General features: G+C 72.4%; 16 protein-coding genes and 1 tRNA gene. 9 read left to right on the top strand and 8 right to left on the bottom strand.

Going from position 1 to position 16961, the window contains the following annotated elements; translation table 11 throughout:
* Positions 1–7 precede the first annotated feature (7 nt).
* On the top strand, positions 8–331 hold the full coding sequence (locus DEH69_RS05810) for a DUF3618 domain-containing protein (RefSeq protein ID WP_113685790.1): 324 nt from the start codon (positions 8–10) through the stop codon (positions 329–331).
* Positions 332–469: 138 nt separating this feature from the next.
* Entirely contained in the window at positions 470–772 is a 303-nt protein-coding gene (locus DEH69_RS05805) for a co-chaperone GroES (RefSeq protein ID WP_113685875.1), read from the top strand.
* A 23-nt stretch (positions 773–795) separates the two neighbouring features.
* Here the strand turns inward: DEH69_RS05805 and DEH69_RS05800 are convergent, their stop codons facing one another.
* Both DEH69_RS05800 and DEH69_RS05795 read right to left on the bottom strand, forming a co-directional pair.
* Positions 796–3024, bottom strand: coding sequence for a transglycosylase domain-containing protein (locus DEH69_RS05800; protein WP_309302762.1), 2229 nt, complete (start codon positions 3022–3024; stop codon positions 796–798).
* A gap of 246 nt (positions 3025–3270) precedes the next feature.
* Positions 3271–4623, bottom strand: a complete 1353-nt coding sequence (locus DEH69_RS05795) for a GDSL-type esterase/lipase family protein (protein ID WP_309302761.1) — start codon at positions 4621–4623, stop codon at positions 3271–3273.
* A gap of 85 nt (positions 4624–4708) precedes the next feature.
* Between DEH69_RS05795 and DEH69_RS05790 the strand changes: the two genes are divergently transcribed.
* The 4 genes from DEH69_RS05790 to DEH69_RS05775 all read left to right on the top strand — a co-directional run bounded on the left by DEH69_RS05790 (position 4709) and on the right by DEH69_RS05775 (position 7513).
* Positions 4709–6007, top strand: a complete 1299-nt coding sequence (locus tag DEH69_RS05790; RefSeq protein WP_113685788.1) for a DUF445 domain-containing protein — start codon at positions 4709–4711, stop codon at positions 6005–6007.
* A gap of 42 nt (positions 6008–6049) precedes the next feature.
* Positions 6050–6133 (top strand) — tRNA-Leu (locus DEH69_RS05785).
* A 121-nt stretch (positions 6134–6254) separates the two neighbouring features.
* The gene (locus DEH69_RS05780; RefSeq protein ID WP_113685787.1) at positions 6255–6683 is read left to right on the top strand and encodes an OsmC family protein; all 429 of its coding nucleotides are present in this window, start codon (positions 6255–6257) and stop codon (positions 6681–6683) included.
* A 239-nt stretch (positions 6684–6922) separates the two neighbouring features.
* Complete coding sequence (locus tag DEH69_RS05775; protein WP_258534465.1) at positions 6923–7513, top strand: DUF4185 domain-containing protein; 591 nt, start codon at positions 6923–6925, stop codon at positions 7511–7513.
* A 10-nt stretch (positions 7514–7523) separates the two neighbouring features.
* Here the strand turns inward: DEH69_RS05775 and DEH69_RS05770 are convergent, their stop codons facing one another.
* The 5 genes from DEH69_RS05770 to ehuB form a co-directional block, all read right to left on the bottom strand.
* Positions 7524–8282, bottom strand: coding sequence for an IclR family transcriptional regulator (locus DEH69_RS05770; RefSeq protein WP_113685785.1), 759 nt, complete (start codon positions 8280–8282; stop codon positions 7524–7526).
* Positions 8283–8421: 139 nt separating this feature from the next.
* Entirely contained in the window at positions 8422–9177 is a 756-nt protein-coding gene (ehuA, locus tag DEH69_RS05765; protein ID WP_258534475.1) for an ectoine/hydroxyectoine ABC transporter ATP-binding protein EhuA, read from the bottom strand.
* A gap of 61 nt (positions 9178–9238) precedes the next feature.
* A complete protein-coding gene (ehuD, locus tag DEH69_RS05760; RefSeq protein ID WP_113685783.1) occupies positions 9239–9892 on the bottom strand; it encodes an ectoine/hydroxyectoine ABC transporter permease subunit EhuD in 654 nt (217 codons plus the stop codon).
* On the bottom strand, positions 9889–10632 hold the full coding sequence (gene ehuC, locus DEH69_RS05755) for an ectoine/hydroxyectoine ABC transporter permease subunit EhuC (protein ID WP_181727289.1): 744 nt from the start codon (positions 10630–10632) through the stop codon (positions 9889–9891). Before ehuC ends, ehuD begins: the two co-directional genes overlap by 4 nt.
* 2 nt (positions 10633–10634) lie before the next feature.
* Complete coding sequence (gene ehuB, locus DEH69_RS05750) at positions 10635–11558, bottom strand: ectoine/hydroxyectoine ABC transporter substrate-binding protein EhuB (RefSeq protein WP_113685782.1); 924 nt, start codon at positions 11556–11558, stop codon at positions 10635–10637.
* Positions 11559–11867: 309 nt separating this feature from the next.
* On the opposite strand from ehuB, the gene DEH69_RS05745 reads away from it, so the two are divergent.
* Both DEH69_RS05745 and DEH69_RS05740 read left to right on the top strand, forming a co-directional pair.
* Positions 11868–14093: an ATP-dependent RecD-like DNA helicase gene (locus DEH69_RS05745; RefSeq protein ID WP_113685781.1), complete on the top strand. Its 2226-nt coding sequence runs from the start codon at positions 11868–11870 to the stop codon at positions 14091–14093.
* Between the two features lie 139 nt (positions 14094–14232).
* Positions 14233–15558, top strand: a complete 1326-nt coding sequence (locus tag DEH69_RS05740) for a citrate synthase (RefSeq protein ID WP_113685780.1) — start codon at positions 14233–14235, stop codon at positions 15556–15558.
* A 303-nt stretch (positions 15559–15861) separates the two neighbouring features.
* On the opposite strand, the gene DEH69_RS05735 is transcribed toward DEH69_RS05740, so the two are convergent.
* Complete coding sequence (locus DEH69_RS05735; RefSeq protein WP_113685779.1) at positions 15862–16074, bottom strand: heavy-metal-associated domain-containing protein; 213 nt, start codon at positions 16072–16074, stop codon at positions 15862–15864.
* A 248-nt stretch (positions 16075–16322) separates the two neighbouring features.
* Between DEH69_RS05735 and DEH69_RS05730 the strand changes: the two genes are divergently transcribed.
* Entirely contained in the window at positions 16323–16949 is a 627-nt protein-coding gene (locus DEH69_RS05730; protein ID WP_113685778.1) for a DedA family protein, read from the top strand.
* Positions 16950–16961 lie beyond the last annotated feature (12 nt).

The raw sequence follows: 16961 nt of genomic DNA, 5'->3' as shown, positions 1-16961 counted from the left end.
CCGGAGCGTGCCGGAAGCAGCCGAGACACCCGCGGAGATCCAGGCGCGGATCGCCAGGCGGCGCGAGGAGCTCAGGGCCACACTGGAGGAGATCGGCGCCCGCGTGCACCCCACGACGATCGCCGAGGACGCCAAGGCCCGCGTCGCCGCCACCCTCGACCACACCGCGGGGCGCGCGTTCGTCGCCGTGAACCGCGCGGTCACCGGCGTGCGCGCCCAGATCGTCTCCGCCGAGGGCGCCCCGCGCCTCGAACGCCTGGTCCCCGCGGCGCTGCTGACGGTGGGCGTGGTCGGGCTGCTCGTGCTGTCAACGCGCCGCAGGCGCCGTTGAGTCCACCCGGTCCCCAGGTCCCCCGGTCCCCCGGTCCCCTGGGCCCCGAGGCCGAGGTCCCGAGGTTCCGTTCGCTTCAACCTGAGATACGGTCATCATGTGAGTTCGCACCCCACCCACGACAAGCTGCCCATCCGGATGCTGCACGACCGGGTGCTGGTCAGGGCCGACACCGCCGAGGGCGAGCGCCGCTCGTCCGGCGGCATCGTCATCCCGGCAACGGCTCAGGTGGGCCGCCGACTTGACTGGGCCGAGGTGGTCGCCATCGGGCAGAACGTCCGCACCGTCGAGACGGGCGACCGGGTGCTCTACGACCCGGAGGACCGCGCCGAGGTCGAGGTCCGCGGCGTCTCCTACCTCCTCATGCGGGAGCGTGACCTGCACGCCGTGGCCGCCGAACGCCTTCAGGGCACCGACGACTCCACGGGCCTCTACCTGTAGCGATCCCCGCGGCGGCCCCTGGCTCAGCTGCCTTCGGGGACCCCGGGCCACGGCAGGCTCCTCGGCTCGCCCGGCGGAGGCCCCGAGGGCCCAGGGCCGCCGCCCGGCCGCTCGGGCCCGCCCGGCTCGTCGGCGGGCGCCGACGGCGCGGGCGAGGTCTCGGGCGCGGGGCCTGGCGAGGAGCCGGGCTCCCGCGAGGCCCCGGGGCTCTCGTCGGCGTCCGGATCCCGCCCCGACTCCTCGCCCTCGTCGCCCTCCTCGCTCTCGTCCTCCTCGTTGGCGTCCTCGCCCCGTTCGCGCGCTCGCCCCTCGTCGCCGTCCTCCGAAGGCCCTTCGGGCGAGATCCTGGGTACCGAGCCACCGCCCTCTAGGTCGAAGTCCCGCTCTGGCTCCCCCTCGAGCGCGTCGCCCGTGTACTGCCCCCAGATCTCCGCGGGGAAGCCGCCGCCGCTCACGCGCTCGAGCCCCGCGGCCCCGTACAGCTCCCGCTGCTCGCCGCTCACCGGGTCCTGCCCGAACAGCGCGACCACCGTGGCCAGTTCGGGCGTGTACCCGGCGAACCACGCCGCCCTGTCCCGCTCCGCCGTGCCCGTCTTGCCCGCGGCAGGGCGCCCGGCCGAGCGCGCCGCCGTGCCCGTGCCCTGCTCGACAACGCCCCGCAGCACGGCCGTCGTGCCATCGGCCGCCGCCCGCGAGATCACCCGCCGCTCGCGTGTCTCCTCGTCGGGCAGCGGCACGTGCTCGCCGTCCCTGCTGATCTCGTCCACCAGCCGCGCGGGCCTGTGCACCCCGTGCCGGGCCAGCGTCGCGTACGCCTCCGCCAGGTCGAGCGTGCTCGGCGTCGCGGTGCCGAGCGAGATCGAGCCCCGCGCCCCGTCGAGCCCCGGGGTGTCCTCGGGAACGCCGAGGGCGAGCGCCGTCTCCCGCACCCGGTCGGGGCCCACGTCCGCGCCCATCTGCGCGAACACCGCGTTGACCGACTTGTCCATCGCCTCGGTCACCGTGAGCGTTCCGTAGTCCTCGTCGCCCTCGTTCTCCGGCGCCCAGCCGCTGCCCTCGCCGTCGCGGTCGACCACCTCGCGGCCGCTGTCGCCCTCGTAGCGCGTGCCGGGGCCGATCCGTTCGCCGTCGCGCGTCTCGGCGCGGTGCTCGAGGGCCGCGGCGTAGACGATCGGCTTGAACGTGGAGGCGGCCTGGTAGTCGCGGCGCGTGGCGTTGTTCACATACTGCTCGGTGTAGTCGCGGCCGCCGTACATCGCGACCACGCGGCCGCTCTCCGTCTCGACCGAGCTCGCGCCCGCGCGCACCCACGCGTCCACCTCGCGGCCCTCGTCGAGCCGGTCCATCAGCCGCCGGTCCACCGCGTCCCGCAGCATCCGCTGCCGGTCGGGCTCGATCGTCGTGGTGATGCGGAAGCCCCCGTCGGCCAGGGCGTCCTCGGTGGCGATGCCGCTTTCGAGCAGGTACGCGTTGACCGCCTCGACCAGATAGCCGCGCTCGCCCGCCAGGCCCTCGCCCGGCGTCACCGGGTCGGGCTCGGGGAAGGTCATCCCCTTCCGCCGCTCCTCGCTCAGCCACCCCTCGGACACCATGCCGTCGAGCACGTACTCCCAGCGGGCGACGGCCCGTTCGGCGTTCTGGGGGTTGCTGCGGACGTCGTAGGCGGCGGGGGCGTTGAGCAGCGCGGCCAGGTAGGCGCCCTCGGCCAGCGACAGGTCGGCGGCGTCCTTGCCGTAGTACGCCTGGGCGGCGGACTGGATGCCATAGGCGTTGCGGCCGAAGTAGCTGGTGTTGAGATAGCCCTCGAGGATGTCGTCCTTGCTCACCTCGCGACCGAGCTTGACCGAGATGAATAGCTCCTTGACCTTGCGGGTTACGGTCTGTCGCTGATCGAGGTAATAGTTCTTCACATACTGCTGCGTGATGGTCGATCCCGACTGCCGTCCGCCGCCGCGCAGCATGTTCCAGCCCGCGCGGACCATCGCGGTGACGTCCACGGCCGGGTCGTGGTAGAAGTCGCGGTCCTCGGCCGCGAGCACCGCGTGGCGCACCTTCACCGGGACCCGGTCGAGGGCGATCTTCTCGCGGTCCACCTCGCCGACGCGGGCCAGCTGGGAGCCGTCGGCGTACAGGTAGACGTTGCCTTGGGCCGCCGCGGCCGACTTGGGCTCCGGGATCTCCACCAGCACATAGCCCGCCACCAGCGCGCCGAGCACCACCACGGAGAACGCCAGGAACGCGCCGCTCACCATGCGCCACGTCGGGATCGCGCGACGCCAGCCGGTGCGGCGGCGGCGCGGGCGTCGGGGGCGGCGGACGCCTCGGGATGGCCACCCGGGCCATCGGCCGCCGCCGCGGGGAAGGTCGCTTTCGTCGCTCACGGTGCGGTGCCGTCCCATCTGTCCGCGGTCGTGGACACTGTCGCACCGTGCGTAACGAGGCCCCCGCCGCCCGCACACCCCGGGCCGCGCGCCAGTCCCCCGGATGGGCGCGGCGGCTCACCCGTTGGAGGGGCCGATCCCGTCCCCCGGCGCGGGCAGCAGCGCGCGCGGGTCGACGGCCTCGGCCATGGCGGCGTACCCGGCGTCGTTGGGGTGCAGGCCGTCGCCCGAGTCGTAGCGCGGCAGCAGGCGGGCGGGCGCCGCGGGGTCGCGCAGCGCGCGGTCGAAGTCGATGACCGCGTCGAACACGCCGCCGCCCCTGATCGCGGCGTTCACCCGCTGGCGGACCCGCTCGCGCCCCGGGTCGTCCGCCGCGTGGCCGCCGAACGGGCCGAGCGTGGCGCCCACCACCCGCAGGCCCGCCGCGCGCCCTCGCTCGGCCGCGGCACGCAGACCGGCGATCACGGCGTCGGGGCCGTCGCGCGGCTCGAACAGGATGTCGTTGATCCCCAGCTGGATCACCAGCGTCCCGGCGCCCGGCGCGGTCAGGGCGTCGTCGGGGAGCCTGCGCAGCCCGGCCGTGCCGTTGAACGAGCGGTCGGGCAGGGCGTCGCGCAGCAGGCGGTTCCCGCTGATCCCGAGGTTGAGGACGCCGAGGGCGGGCGCGCCCGGCTCGTCGCGCAGGCGGGTGGCCAGGGCGTCGGTCCAGCGGCGGTTCTCGCCGGGTGTGGAGAGCGCGCCGTCGGTGAGCGAGTCGCCCAGCACGGCCACGGCGCCATCGGCCGCGTCGGTGAGCACGTGCACGGCGGTCACATAGCGCCAGGAGTCGAACGGCTCGGTGAATGCCGCCCCCGAGGCCGAGGCCGCGTGGTTCCCGGCCGCGGCCCAGCTGGTCTGCTGCGCGAGCCGGTGGTGGGTCACGGGGCCCGATGGATCGGGCGTGTGGAACGACACCAGCAGGTCGGCCGCGGGCGGCACCGCGAGGGGCGCGGGGTCGCTGACGGCCGAGCCGCCCGGTGGCACGGTGACCGAGTCGCGCCCGTCGAACGTCAGCGCTCGAAGCGTTTCGGGGCGCGCGTCGGGGCCGCCGCGCGCCGAGAGCGCGACCGTGGCGTCCGTGAAGGTGACGGGCGCGGTGCCATAGCGGTTCGACAGCTCCACGCGCGTCTGCTCGCCGCCGATGGAGGTGCGGACGGCGTTCCGCAGCGAGCGGCCGGGGAGGCCGTCGCGCGTGCCGGGCTCGGGGCCGCTCGGCGCCGCCGACCACGTGCCCACCCAGAGGGGCCGCGCCGGGTCGTCGTCGGCCGGGCTGGCCTCGCTGGCCTCGTGCGCGGGCGCGTGCGTGGGCGGCGGGGGCACCGGCTCGCGCCGCGCCTCCCGCCCCGTCCCGATCCCGACCGCCACTCCGAGCAGCACGGCCAGCACGCCTGCCAGCAGGGCGAACGCCCGTTGGTGGCTCACCACTCCCACCCACTCATGATCCCACGATCGGATCAACGGGGCTCACCCGCCCGGCTCAGCCGGTGACCGCTGCGGGAACCGGGACAATGGACCCATGGCAGAAGCGACGCGGACGGCGCGGACGGCCGGGCCGGGCCTGCTCACCGAGGCGGACGCGGACAAGCTCCGCGGCCTGACCCGGATGAAGGCGCTGGCGACCGGGCTGCTGGTGTTCGTGGCGGTGGTGTACGCGCTGGCCACATGGGCCGAGCACGCGGGCGCGGGCGCCTGGGCCGGGTATGTGGCGGCGGCGGCCGAGGCGGGCATGGTGGGCGCGCTCGCGGACTGGTTCGCGGTCACGGCGCTCTTCCGCCGCCCGCTCGGCCTGCCCATCCCGCACACGGCGATCATCCCGACCAAGAAGGACCAGCTCGGCCAGTCGCTCGGCGACTTCGTGGGCGAGAACTTCCTGTCCGAGGACGTCGTGCGCCACAAGCTGCGCTCGGTCGGCCTCGGCGCCCGCGTCGGCGCGTGGCTCTCGCGCCCCGAGACCGCCGAACGCGTCACCGCCGAGCTGGCCACGGCCCTGCGCGGCGGGCTGACCGTGCTGCGGGACGCCGATGTGCAGGCCGTGCTCGCCGAGGCGATCACGCGCAGGGCGCGGGCGCAGGAGATCTCCCCCGCGCTCGGCAGGCTGCTGGAGAAGACGGTCGCGGACGGCGGGCACCGCCGCTTTGTCGACCTGATGTGCGCCCAGGCCGCCGAGTGGCTCGGCAAGCACAGGGACGCCGTGCTGGCCGCGGTCGAGGGCGGGGCGCCTGGCTGGACGCCGCGCTTCGTGGACCGCAGGGTCGGCGACCGGGTCCACCGCGAGCTGCTGCGCTTCGCCACCGAGATGCGCGACGCCCCCGACCACCCGGCGCGGGCCGCGCTCGACCGCTTCCTCACCGACTTCGCGGCCAAGCTCAAGGACGACGAGGAGACCAGGGCCCGCGTCGAGAGGCTCAAGACCGATGTCATCGGCCGCCCCGAGGTGCAGGAGCTGATCGCCTCCGCGTGGGGCGCGCTGCGGTCGATGATCGTCACCGCGGCCGATGACGAGCGCAGCGCGCTGCGCCGCCGCGCGTCCGAGGCGGTGCTCACGCTGGGCGCGCGCCTGTCGTCGGACGAGCGGCTGCGCGACAAGCTCGACGGCTGGGCGGCCGACGCGGCCGTGCATGTCGTCTCCGGATACCGCGCGGAGATCACGTCGCTGATCACGGACACGGTCGCCTCGTGGGACGCCCGCACGACGTCGCGGAAGATCGAGCTGCACATCGGGCGCGACCTCCAGTTCATCCGCCTCAACGGCACGGTGATCGGCTCCCTCGCGGGCCTGGTGATCCACGCCGTCACGGCGGCCGTGGGCGGCTGAGGCCCGGCCGGTCGGGCCCCGGCCGGTAGACTCGGACGGCGAGCGGCCGTGATGGAATTGGCAGTCATGCTGGGTTTAGGTCCCAGTGCGTTCACGCGCGTGAGGGTTCGAGTCCCTCCGGCCGCACCCCGATCCACGACGCCGGTCCGCGGCGGTCACACACCGCGCGCAGCGATAGCGTGTAGGCGTACGGCCCGTACGACCCGTACGTGACCTGCTGTTCATGTCCTCCAGGAGGATCGACCACATGGCAACCACACGCATCGCGACGACGAACTGGGAAGGCTCCCTCATGGAGGGCGCAGGGAACGTCTCCCTTGACTCCTCGGGGGTGGGCAAGTTCGACGTCACCTGGGCCTCGCGGGCCGAGGACCCCAACGGGCGGACCAGCCCGGAGGAGCTCATCGCCGCGGCGCACTCGTCGTGCTTCTCCATGGCGCTCTCGCACGGCCTCGCGGGCGCCGGGACGCCCCCCGAGTCGGTGCAGACGCAGGCCAGCGTGACGTTCCAGCCGGGCCAGGGCATCACCGGCATCGTGCTGAGCGTCAAGGCGCGCGTGCCGGGGCTCTCCTCGGAGGACTTCGCCGCCGCCGCGCAGACCGCCAAGGAGAACTGCCCGGTCAGCAAGGCCCTCGCGGGCGCGCCCATCTCGCTCGAGGCCGAGCTGCTCGACTGAGCGGGCCACCCCGTCCGGCCCCGTCGCGACGGCGGGGCCGGACGCGTTCAACGGGCGTGTGCCGACCGGGTATTGACCGACCGGGTATTGACCGACCGGGTGTTGACCGCCGCCGCGCCGTCCGTTGTCCTTGAGTCCATGTCGTCCCCCAAGCCGCCAAGGGGCCGCCGCCCGCCCCGCGTGTCCCGTTCCGCGTCCTGCGCGCCGCCGCCGGTGCCGCCCTCGGGGGCGGCCTCGCCGTGGGCGGCGCGACCGGCGCGCGGGCCGAGGGGGGCCGGGCCGCCGCGCTCGGCGTCACCAAGGTCCGCGACCTGACGGGCCCGGGGCTCACCACGGCGTTCCGGATGAACGACGGCTTCGTCTACGTGTATTCGACGGGCTTCCAGCGAAACAAGCCGATCATCCTGCACCGGGTCCGCGGCGACCGCCTCACCGACCTGGCCGCGTACGAGCCATGGGGCTGGCGCGACGGGGTGTGGGCGTGGGGCCACCCGCCCACGCCGATCCTGGAGGGCGCCTTCGGCGAGCTGTGCCTGCGGCCTCTGGGCGGCAAGTGGATCCTGACCTGGTTCAACGCGGGCGACTACCGCATCGACGCCATCGTGATGGACACCCCGACCTCCAACCTCTACACCGCGCACCGCCAGACGCTCATCTGGGGCGGGGCGTGGGGCCAGGAGGACGACAGCCATGTCGCGCAGCTCTACGGCGGCTTCATCATCCCCGGCTCGACGCTCAACGACCTCCATCTGTCGGTCAGTCAGTGGAACACCGAGGTGAACTGGCCCTACCGGGTGATGCAGCACCGCGTCACCGGGCTCTGGCCGTAACGCCCGCCGCTCAGAGGGCAAGTGACAGCAGCGCGGGCGCCGCGCGGCGGCCCAGGGACTCGGCCGTGCGGCGCAGCCGGTGCGCCTCGCTGATCGGCAGCGACAGCCCGAGCGCGCCCGCCGCCGAGCCCGCGGTCAGCGGCACCGCGGCGCACAGCGTGCCGACCGCGTACTCCTGGAGGTCGAGCACCGGCATGGTGGCGGGCTGCCGGTCGAGCGCGCCGAGCAGCGCCTGCTGGTCGGTGATCGTCCGCGACGTCAGCCGCGCGGCCCGGTGCCGGGTGAGGTGGTCGTGCCGCCCGTCGTGGTCGAGCTGGGACAGCAGGCACTTGCCGAGCGCGGTGGCGTGCGCGGCCGACCTGAAGTCCACCCACTCGTTGACCAGCGGGGTGCCGGGGGCGTCGGACGTGTGGGTCAGCTCCAGCTCCCCCTCGGTGTAGCGCGCCAGGTAGACGGCGGCGCCGAGCGCGTCGCGCAGCGCGTCGAGCGCGTCCTGGAGCCTGGAGTGCCGCAGCCGCCGCCGGTTGGCGTCCGAGCCGAGCACCAGCAGCGTCTCGCCCGCCGTGTACGCGCCGTCGGGCAGCCGCCGCAGATAGCCCTCGCGGCACAACATCCGCAGCAGCGGCGGGAGATGCAGCGGGGGCAGGCCCGTTCTCCTGGCGATGTCGGCCTCGCGCAGCCCCTCGGGGCGCCCGGCGACCGTCTCCAGCACGCGCAGGGCCTGACGCACCGACTGGTAGGGGGCGGTCCTGCCGGACGTGGTGGCCACGTGATCCTCCTGCGGGAGCGGATAGGACCAGCCTAGCCAGGAACGCGGCGTCGGCGGCGGGGCGTTGACATGGGGCTTGCGGGGCCCGGTGGGTTCGGCTAGCCGCGCCCACCGGGCCCCGCGAAGGCCGGTGGGCGCCTCACAGCACGGTGCTCAGGAACTCCCTGGTGCGCTCGTGCTCCGGCTCGCTGAACATCTTGTCGGGCGGCCCCGACTCGACGATCCGCCCCTGGTCGAACATCAGGACGGCGTCGGAGATGTCGCGCGCGAAGCTCATCTCGTGGGTGACGCACAGCATGGTGATGTCCGTCGTGTGGGCGATGTCCCGCAGGACGTCGAGCACCCCGGCGACCAGCTCGGGGTCGAGCGCCGATGTCACCTCGTCGAGGAGGAGCACCTGGGGGCGCATGGCCAGCGCGCGGGCGATCGCCACGCGCTGCTGCTGGCCGCCCGAGAGCTGGCTGGGGTACTTGTCGAGGTGGTCGGAGAGGCCGACCAGCTCGATCAGGCCCTTGGCGCGCTCGACCGCCTCGTCCTTGGGGAGGCCGAGCACATGGACCGGCGCCTCGGTGACGTTGCGCAGGACCTTCATGTTGGGGAAGAGGTTGAACTGCTGGAAGACCATTCCGATCTTCTTGCGGACCTCGCGCACATGCTTCTCGCCCGCCTTGACCAGCGTGCCGTCGCGCTCCTCGTGGTTGAGGTAGGCGCCGTCGACGGTGATGGTGCCCTCGTCGGGGGTGAGCAGCGTCATCAGCAGCCGCAGGATCGTGGTCTTGCCGGACCCGGACGGGCCGATCAGGGTGACGTGCTTCCCGGTGGCGACATGGAAGTCGAGTCGGTCGAGAACGGTCATATCGCCGAAGCGCTTGGTGACATTGTCGAAGCGGACCAGCTCCGAGCCGCCTGCCCGGGTGGTCTCTCTGGTCTCGGGGTCGGGGTTGGTCTGCGGGGTGTCAGCTGGTGAGGGCAAGGCGGCGCTCCAGAAGGCGAATCAGCAGAGAGGCGGGATAGGCGATGACGATGAAGGCGACGCCGACGATCGTGTAAGCCTCGGTCGTGAACGTTTCGTTGCTGAAGCCCTCGGCCTCTCCGAACATTTCCAGTGCCCCGATGACCGCGATCATCGGGGAGTCCTTCAGCATCGCGATGACGTAGTTCCCCAGGGCGGGCACCACCCTGCGGATGGCCTGCGGCAGGATCACGGCCGTCCAGGTGCGGGTGCGCGGCAGGTTGAGGGCGGTCGCCGCCTCCCACTGCCCCTGCGGGACGCCGCCGATCCCGGCCCGGTACACCTCGGCGGTGTACGTCGAGTAGTGCAGGCCGAGCCCGATGATGCCGGTGGTGAGGGGCGACATCGAGGGCCCCCACTCCGGCACCACATAGAACAGGAAGAACAGCTGGACCAGCAGCGGGGTGTTCCTGACGAACTCGGTGAACACCGTCACCGGCCAGCGGATCGCCTTGAGGTCCGAGCGCTGCGCCATGGCCCACACCAGGCCGAGGGTGAACGCGATCAGGCTGCCGAGCACGAGCGCCTGGAGGGTCAGGGCGAGCCCGTCCCAAAAGCGCGGCATAAAGTCGTCGACGACCTCCCAGTCCCAGCTCACCGGGCCGCACCCCCCGCCGTCAGGGCCCCCGAGCCCTCACCCGCGCTCTCGCGCAGCGCGAGCCGGGACCACAGGCCGCCGCGCGGCGGCGCCTGCCCGATCCCGGCCTTGGCGTAGCGCTCCACCACGCGCATGCCCCGGGTCAGGACGAAGGCCATCACGAAGTAGATGACCAGCAGCAGCGTGTAGACGGGCGCGCTCTCGTTGCTGCCGATGCGCACCAGGTTCCCGGCGTAGGTCATGTCCGCGACCATGATCGTGGAGACCAGCGCGGTGCCCTTGAGCAGCTCGATCAGCAGATTGTTGAACGGTGGGACCATCTCGGGCCACGCCTGCGGGAGTTCGATCCTCCGCAGCCGCTGGAACGGTGTGAAGCCCAGTGCGACCCCCGCCTCGCGCTGAGCCACCGGCACGGCGGCGAGCGCGCCGCGCACCACCTCGGAGCCATAGGCGCCATACGTCAGCCCCAGCGCCAGCACGCCCGCGTACATCGGAACGAACTGCCACCTGAACATCAGCGGCACCGCGAACACCAGCCAGAACATCAGGATCAGCGCCGACGTCCCGCGGAACAGCTCGAAGTAGACCCCCGCGACGAAGCGGACGATCCACAGCCGCGACGTGCGCAGCGTGCCGACGATCAGCGCGACCGCCGCGGCGAGCGCCGCGCTGAAGAGGGTGACCTGGACGGTGACCCAGACGCCGGGCAGGAAGTAGTTCTCGAACATCCCCTGCGTCATCATCAGCACAGCTCCTCTGCCGTCATGTCCGTCATCTCCGTCTCGGTGAACCCGTACGGGGCGACGATCTCCAGCAGCTCTCCGCTGTCCTTGAGCTTGTGCAGCTCCTCGTTGAAGGCGTTCCTGAAGTTCCGCTCGGAGAGCCGGAAGGCGAAGCCGCCCGCGCCGTACGCGGGCTCGCCCGCGAGCGTCGGCTGGAACGCCTCGATGGCCTCGACGCGGTCGTTGCCCTCGACGGCGGTCTTGACGGTGACATTGGTCCCGGCGAACGCGTCGGCGCGGCCCTGCTGCACCGCCTCGAGCCCGGCCACCTGGTCGGGCAGGATCAGCAGCCCCGTGACCCCGGCGTCCTCGGCGTAGGCGATCTCCGCGTACGCCTGGCCCGTGGCCAGCCGCAGGCCCTGCTCCGCTATCTGCTGGTAGGGGTTGACGCCCTCCTCGGTGCCGAGGCCGTGGGGGTTGCCACGGGGGACGATGAACGAGTCGAGCATCAGGTAGTCGGGGTCGGCGAAGAGGACCTGGGCGCACCGGTCGGGGTTGATGAACATCCCGGCCGAGACGACGTCGAACTGCCGCGCCTTGAGCCCGGGGATCAGCGCGCTGAACTCCACGGGCACGGGCGTGATGGTGTCGATGCCCAGCTCCCTGAAGATCACCTTGGCGATCGCGGGGGCCTGCCCGTCGGGCTCGCCCTCGTCGTTGATGTAGCCGAAGGGGATCTCGCTCGCGATGCCGATCTTGACGGAGCCGCTGTCCCTGAGCCGGTCGAGCAGGTCACCGCCCTCGACCGTGCCCTCGGCCGCGACCCGGCTGCACCCGGCCGCACCGGCCGCACCGAGCGCGGCGGCTCCGGCGAGGAGTGAGCGCCGACTGATCCCTCCCGTACTCCTGCTGGATGTCGCGTGTCTTCTCTGTGGTGGAGCCATGGGCGCGCGGCTACCCAGACTCGCCGGGTCCACACCTCCCCCGTGGCCCGACCGCAACCGTCCCGTGCCGCTCCCGTGACCGGATCGCGGCGCGTCATACAACCATCGCGGTGCGTCGCGGGTCTGGTGTGGGTGAGGAGGGCGCGAAGGGCCTGCGGGGGGCGGGCCCTTCGCCGTTCACGCCGGTGCCGAACGCCGGTGCCGAACGGTGCCGAACGACGGTGCCGAACGCCGTGGGGGCGCCCTGCCGAACGTCCCGCGGAGGCCGTGCCGTTCGTCCTGTCGGCGCCTGGCGCTACGGTCGGAGGCATGACGCAGCCCGCGGTGCTCGAAGCCGTTCTCGAGCGGATCACCTACGCCAACGCGGAGACCGGATACACCGTCGCCCGGGTGGACGCCGGGCGCGGCGGGGAGCTGCTGACGGTGGTGGGCGCGCTGCTGGGCGCGCAGGTGGGGGAGTCGCTGCGGATGACGGGCCGGTGGGGCTCGCACCCGCAGTACGGGCGCCAGTTCACCGTGGAGAACTACACGACCGTGCTGCCAGCCACCGTGCAGGGCATCCGCCGCTATCTGGGCTCGGGCCTGATCAAGGGCATCGGCCCGAAGATCGCCGAGCGCATCGTGGACCACTTCGGCGTGGAGACGCTCGACGTCATCGAGGCCGACCCCAAGCAGTTGATCAAGGTCCCTGGGCTCGGCCCCAAGCGCACCGCGCTCATCGCGGGCGCGTGGGAGGAGCAGAAGGCCATCAAGGAGGTGATGGTCTTCCTCCAGGGCGTCGAGGTCTCCACGTCCATCGCCGTGCGGATCTACAAGAAGTACGGCGACGCCTCGATCTCCGTCGTGAAGAACGAGCCCTACCGGCTGGCCGCCGAGGTGTGGGGCATCGGCTTCCTGACCGCCGACCGGATCGCGCGGGCCGTGGGCATCCCGCACGACAGCCCCGAGCGGGTCATGGCCGGGCTCCAGTACGCCCTGTCGCAGGCCACCGACCAGGGCCACTGCTATCTGCCCGAGGAGCGGCTGATCTCGGACGCGGTCAAGCTGCTCCAGGTGGACACGGGCCTGGTCATCGACTGCCTGGGCGAGCTGGCCGCGCGGCCCGAGGGCGTCGTGCGCGAGTCCGTTCCCGACCCGGAGGCCGCGCCCGGCTCGGGGGAGCGGGTGATGGCCGTCTACCTGGTGCCCTTCCACCGGGCGGAGCTGTCGCTCGCCGGGCAGGTGCGGCGGCTGCTCGACGGGCCCGACGACCGGCTGGCCGCGTTCGCCGACGTGGACTGGGACAGGGCGCTCGCCTGGCTGGCCCGGCGCACGGGCGCGGAGCTCGCGCCCGAGCAGCGCGAGGCGGTGCGGCTCGCGCTGACGTCCAAGGTGGCGGTGCTCACAGGCGGGCCCGGCTGCGGGAAGTCGTTCACCGTGCGCTCGGTGGTCGAGCTGGCGCGGGCCAAGGGCGCGGAGGTCGTGCTGGCCGCGCCGACCGGGCGCGCGGCCAAGCGGCTGGCCGAGCTGACCGGGGCCGAGGCGTCCACGGTGCACCGGCTGCTCGAGCTCAAGCCGGGCGGCGACGCGGCCTACGACCGCGACCGGCCGCTCAAGGCCGACCTCGTGGTGGTCGACGAGGCGTCGATGCTCGACCTCCTCCTGGCGAACAAGCTGGTCAAGGCCGTCGCCCCCGGCGCGCACCTGCTGCTGGTCGGCGACGTGGACCAGCTGCCGTCGGTGGGCGCGGGCGAGGTGCTGCGCGACCTGCTCGCACCGGGGGGCCCGGTGCCCGCGGTGCGGCTGACCAAGATCTTCCGGCAGGCGCAGCAGTCGGGCGTGGTGACCAACGCGCACCGGATCAACGCCGGGGCGCCGCCGATCACCCAGGGCCTGGACGACTTCTTCCTCTTCGTCGAGGACGACACCGAGGAGGCGGGCCGCCTGACCGTCGATGTCGCGGCACGGCGCATTCCGGCCAGATTCGGTCTCGATCCACGCCGGGATGTCCAGGTGTTGACCCCGATGCACCGGGGGCCCGCGGGCGCCGGGGTGCTCAACGGGCTGCTCCAGCAGGCCGTCACGCCCGCGCGCCCCGGCCTCGCGGAGAAGCGGTTCGGCGGAAGGGTCTTCCGGGTGGGTGACAAGGTCACTCAGATCCGCAACAACTACGACAAGGGGGCGAATGGAGTCTTTAACGGAACGGTCGGCGTCGTCACCGCCCTTGACCCGGTCGATCAGCGGCTCACCGTGCTGACCGACGAGGACGAGGAGGTCGCCTACGACTTCGGGGAGCTCGACGAGCTGGCCCACGCGTACGCGGTCACCATCCACCGCTCGCAGGGCAGCGAGTATCCGTGCGTGGTCGTCCCTGTCACCACGAGCGCCTGGATGATGCTCCAGCGAAACCTCCTGTACACGGCCGTGACACGGGCGAAACGGCTGGTGGTGCTCGTCGGCTCGCGGCGTGCGCTCGGCCAGGCGGTGCGCAGCGTCTCGGCGGGCCGCCGCTGCACCGCGCTCGACGTCAGGCTCGCCGGGGCGATAGCTCCCTGATGTCCGGAAAGGGGCGGCACCCGGTGCCAGAAAATGGCCCAATGGCCGACCCCGAGTGCACATTGTGGCCCCGGATGGGGGACAGTGGAGGGAGTCAGGGCACCTCGAAGAAGAGGCACAACCGTCGGTGAGGGATCACGTGAGCGAAAACCGCTACGGCGACAGCGCGGACAACAACGCAGACAACGCGGTGGTCGTGCGTTACGGCGACGACGAATACCGCTACCCCCTGGTCAACAGCACGGTCGGGGACCGGGGTTTCGACATCGGCAAGCTGAGGGCCCAGACCGGGCTGATCACCCTGGACTCGGGCTTCGGCAACACCGCGTCCACGACCTCGGCCATCACCTACCTGGACGGCGAGAAGGGCATCCTCCGCTACCGGGGCTATCCCATCGAACAGCTCGCGGAGCGGGGCTCGTTCCTGGAGACGGCGTATCTGCTGATCAACGGTGAGCTGCCCACCGTGGACGAGCTCGCGGGCTTCAGGGAGGAGATCTCCCAGCACACCCTGCTGCACGAGGACGTCAAGCGCTTCTTCGACGGGTTCCCCACGGACGCCCACCCGATGGCCATGCTGACGTCGGTCGTCAGCGCGCTCTCGACGTTCTACCAGGACAGCCACAACCCCTTCGACGAGCGCCAGCGGCACATCTCCACGATCCGGCTGCTCGCCAAGCTCCCCACGATCGCGGCCTACGCGTACAAGAAGGCGATGGGGCACCCGATCGTCTACCCGCGCAACGACCTGGGCTACGTGGAGAACTTCCTGCGGATGACGTTCTCCGTGCCCGCCGCGGACTACGACGTCGACCCCGTGGTGGCGAGCGCCCTGGACAAGCTGCTGATCCTGCACGCCGACCACGAGCAGAACTGTTCGGCGGCCACGGTCAGGATCGTGGGGTCGTCCCAGGCCAACCTGTTCGTCTCCATCTCCGCGGGCATCAATGCCCTGTGGGGGCCCCTGCACGGCGGCGCCAACGCCGCGGTGCTCGAGATGCTCGAGGCGATCCAGCGCGACGGCGGGGATGTCGACGCGTTCATCCGCCGGGTGAAGAACAAGGAGCAGGGCGTCCGGCTCATGGGCTTCGGGCACCGCGTCTACAAGAGCTTCGACCCCAGGGCGAAGATCATCAAGGCGGCGGCCCACGACGTGCTCTCCGCGCTCGGCAAGTCCGACGAGCTGCTGGACATCGCCCTGCGCCTTGAGGAGCACGCGCTCAGCGACGACTACTTCGTCTCGCGCAACCTCTATCCGAACGTCGACTTCTACACCGGCCTGATCTATCGGGCCATGGGCTTCCCGACCAGCATGTTCACCGTGCTGTTCGCGCTCGGCAGGCTGCCGGGCTGGATCGCCCAGTGGCACGAGATGATCACCGACCCGACCACCAGGATCGGCCGCCCGCGGCAGGTCTACACCGGCGTCGTGGAGCGGGACTACCTGCCGGTCGAGCAGCGCTGACGACACGCCCTACGGTGTGACGCAGGTCACGCCACGACGTGTGCAACCTTTGATGATCCCGTGGGTCTAACCGGTCGACGTTGGCGCGGATTCGGCTGGATCCACGCCGACGGCCGTCCAGCCGGGGTCCCGTGGGGGGACGCTCTGAGCGGGCGGCAGGAAGCGCCCCGCGCCGGGCCCTGTGGGGGGACCCGCCAGCGGGGCGCTTTTCCGTGTCCCTTTCCGTGTCCCTTTTCGTGTCCTGGGCGTTCTTCTTCGGGCGCCCGCGCGTGGTCGGCTTCAGTGCCCGCGCGCGGTCAACGCTCAGGCGCGGCCGACCAGTTCGTAGCCCGCCTCGTCCACGGCCGCGCGCACGGCCGCGTCGTCAGGCTGGCTCTCGGTGACCACGGTCACCAGGCCCGTCGCCGCCACGGCCTTCACCTCGGTGACGCCGGGGATCGCGCCGATCTCGGCCTTCACCGCGCCTTCGCAGTGCCCGCAGGTCATGCCCGTGACCTGGTAGGTGGTGGTGCTCATGCTGCTCTCCTTCCCTGGGGTGCGCCCCCGCGGCAGCAGCATACCCCATGGGGGTATCTTGAGCATGTCCTGGGCCCGCCCGCCGTGGGGTGGCCGGGAATCGCGCGGCGCGGCGTTCCGTTGCCCCCCCTAAGGGCTGTCCCGGGAATGCTCCTGACGCCCTTTCCCACGGGCCCTCAACATGTCAGGTTTGACTGACAGGTTGGGCCGACCGCGGGGTCTCGGCCCCGGGACGAAATGGATACGGCATGGACGGCGCACTGTGGATGTACGCCCTGCTCGCCCTGACCACCGCTCCCCCGCTGGTGCCCAACGCCGCCCTCATCGCCTCGGCGGGCGCCCTCGCCGAGCGCGGCGAGCTGAGCCTGCCCCTCGTCCTGCTGGTGATCGCCGGGAGCGCCCTCGCGGGGGACGCCGCGATCTACGGCATCGGCCGCATGGCCAGCGGGCGCGCCATCGGCTGGCTCTCCCGCACCGCCCGGCGCAAGGCCGCGCTCGCCTGGACCGGCGACCGCATGCACGCCCACGGCCTGCCGTTTGTCGTCGGCGTCCGCTTCCTGCCGAGCGGGCGGCTGATCGGGGGCCTGACCGCCGCCATCGTCCGCTATGGCTCGAAGCGTTACCTCCTGGGCGCCGGCATCGCCGAGGCCGTGTGGGCCTCCTACAGCGTCGCCCTCGGATACTGGGGCGGCTCCGCGCTCGACAGCACGTGGGGCGCGCTGGTGATCGGCACCGGGGTCTCGCTCGTGGTCGCCGCCGTCGCCCAGGTGCTCAGCAGATCCGGCCAGCGCGGATCCGGCTTGCGGGGCCCGCGCGCGTCGCTCGCCCCCGGGGCGAGCGACGCCCAGGGCGCCGAGCCGCCCGCCGCCGCGTGAACGCGCCCGCGC

Origin of the sequence: Streptomyces sp. PT12 (assembly GCF_003311645.1) — a bacterium.
Classification (GTDB): domain Bacteria; phylum Actinomycetota; class Actinomycetes; order Streptomycetales; family Streptomycetaceae; genus Streptomyces.
Note: the sequence above shows the minus strand (reverse complement) of the source record. Positions and strands in the feature narration are given on the sequence as shown.

Coding starts and splice junctions, on each gene's coding strand:
- DEH69_RS05780 (WP_113685787.1), top strand. CDS start 6,255: ATGGCAACCACACGCATCGCGACGACGAACTGGGAAGGCTCCCTCATG.
- DEH69_RS05735 (WP_113685779.1), bottom strand. CDS start 16,074: ATGAGCACCACCACCTACCAGGTCACGGGCATGACCTGCGGGCACTGC.
- DEH69_RS05790 (WP_113685788.1), top strand. CDS start 4,709: ATGGCAGAAGCGACGCGGACGGCGCGGACGGCCGGGCCGGGCCTGCTC.
- ehuC (WP_181727289.1), bottom strand. CDS start 10,632: ATGACGCAGGGGATGTTCGAGAACTACTTCCTGCCCGGCGTCTGGGTC.
- ehuB (WP_113685782.1), bottom strand. CDS start 11,558: ATGGCTCCACCACAGAGAAGACACGCGACATCCAGCAGGAGTACGGGA.
- DEH69_RS05805 (WP_113685875.1), top strand. CDS start 470: ATGCTGCACGACCGGGTGCTGGTCAGGGCCGACACCGCCGAGGGCGAG.
- DEH69_RS05800 (WP_309302762.1), bottom strand. CDS start 3,024: ATGGTGAGCGGCGCGTTCCTGGCGTTCTCCGTGGTGGTGCTCGGCGCG.
- DEH69_RS05745 (WP_113685781.1), top strand. CDS start 11,868: ATGACGCAGCCCGCGGTGCTCGAAGCCGTTCTCGAGCGGATCACCTAC.
- DEH69_RS05730 (WP_113685778.1), top strand. CDS start 16,323: ATGGACGGCGCACTGTGGATGTACGCCCTGCTCGCCCTGACCACCGCT.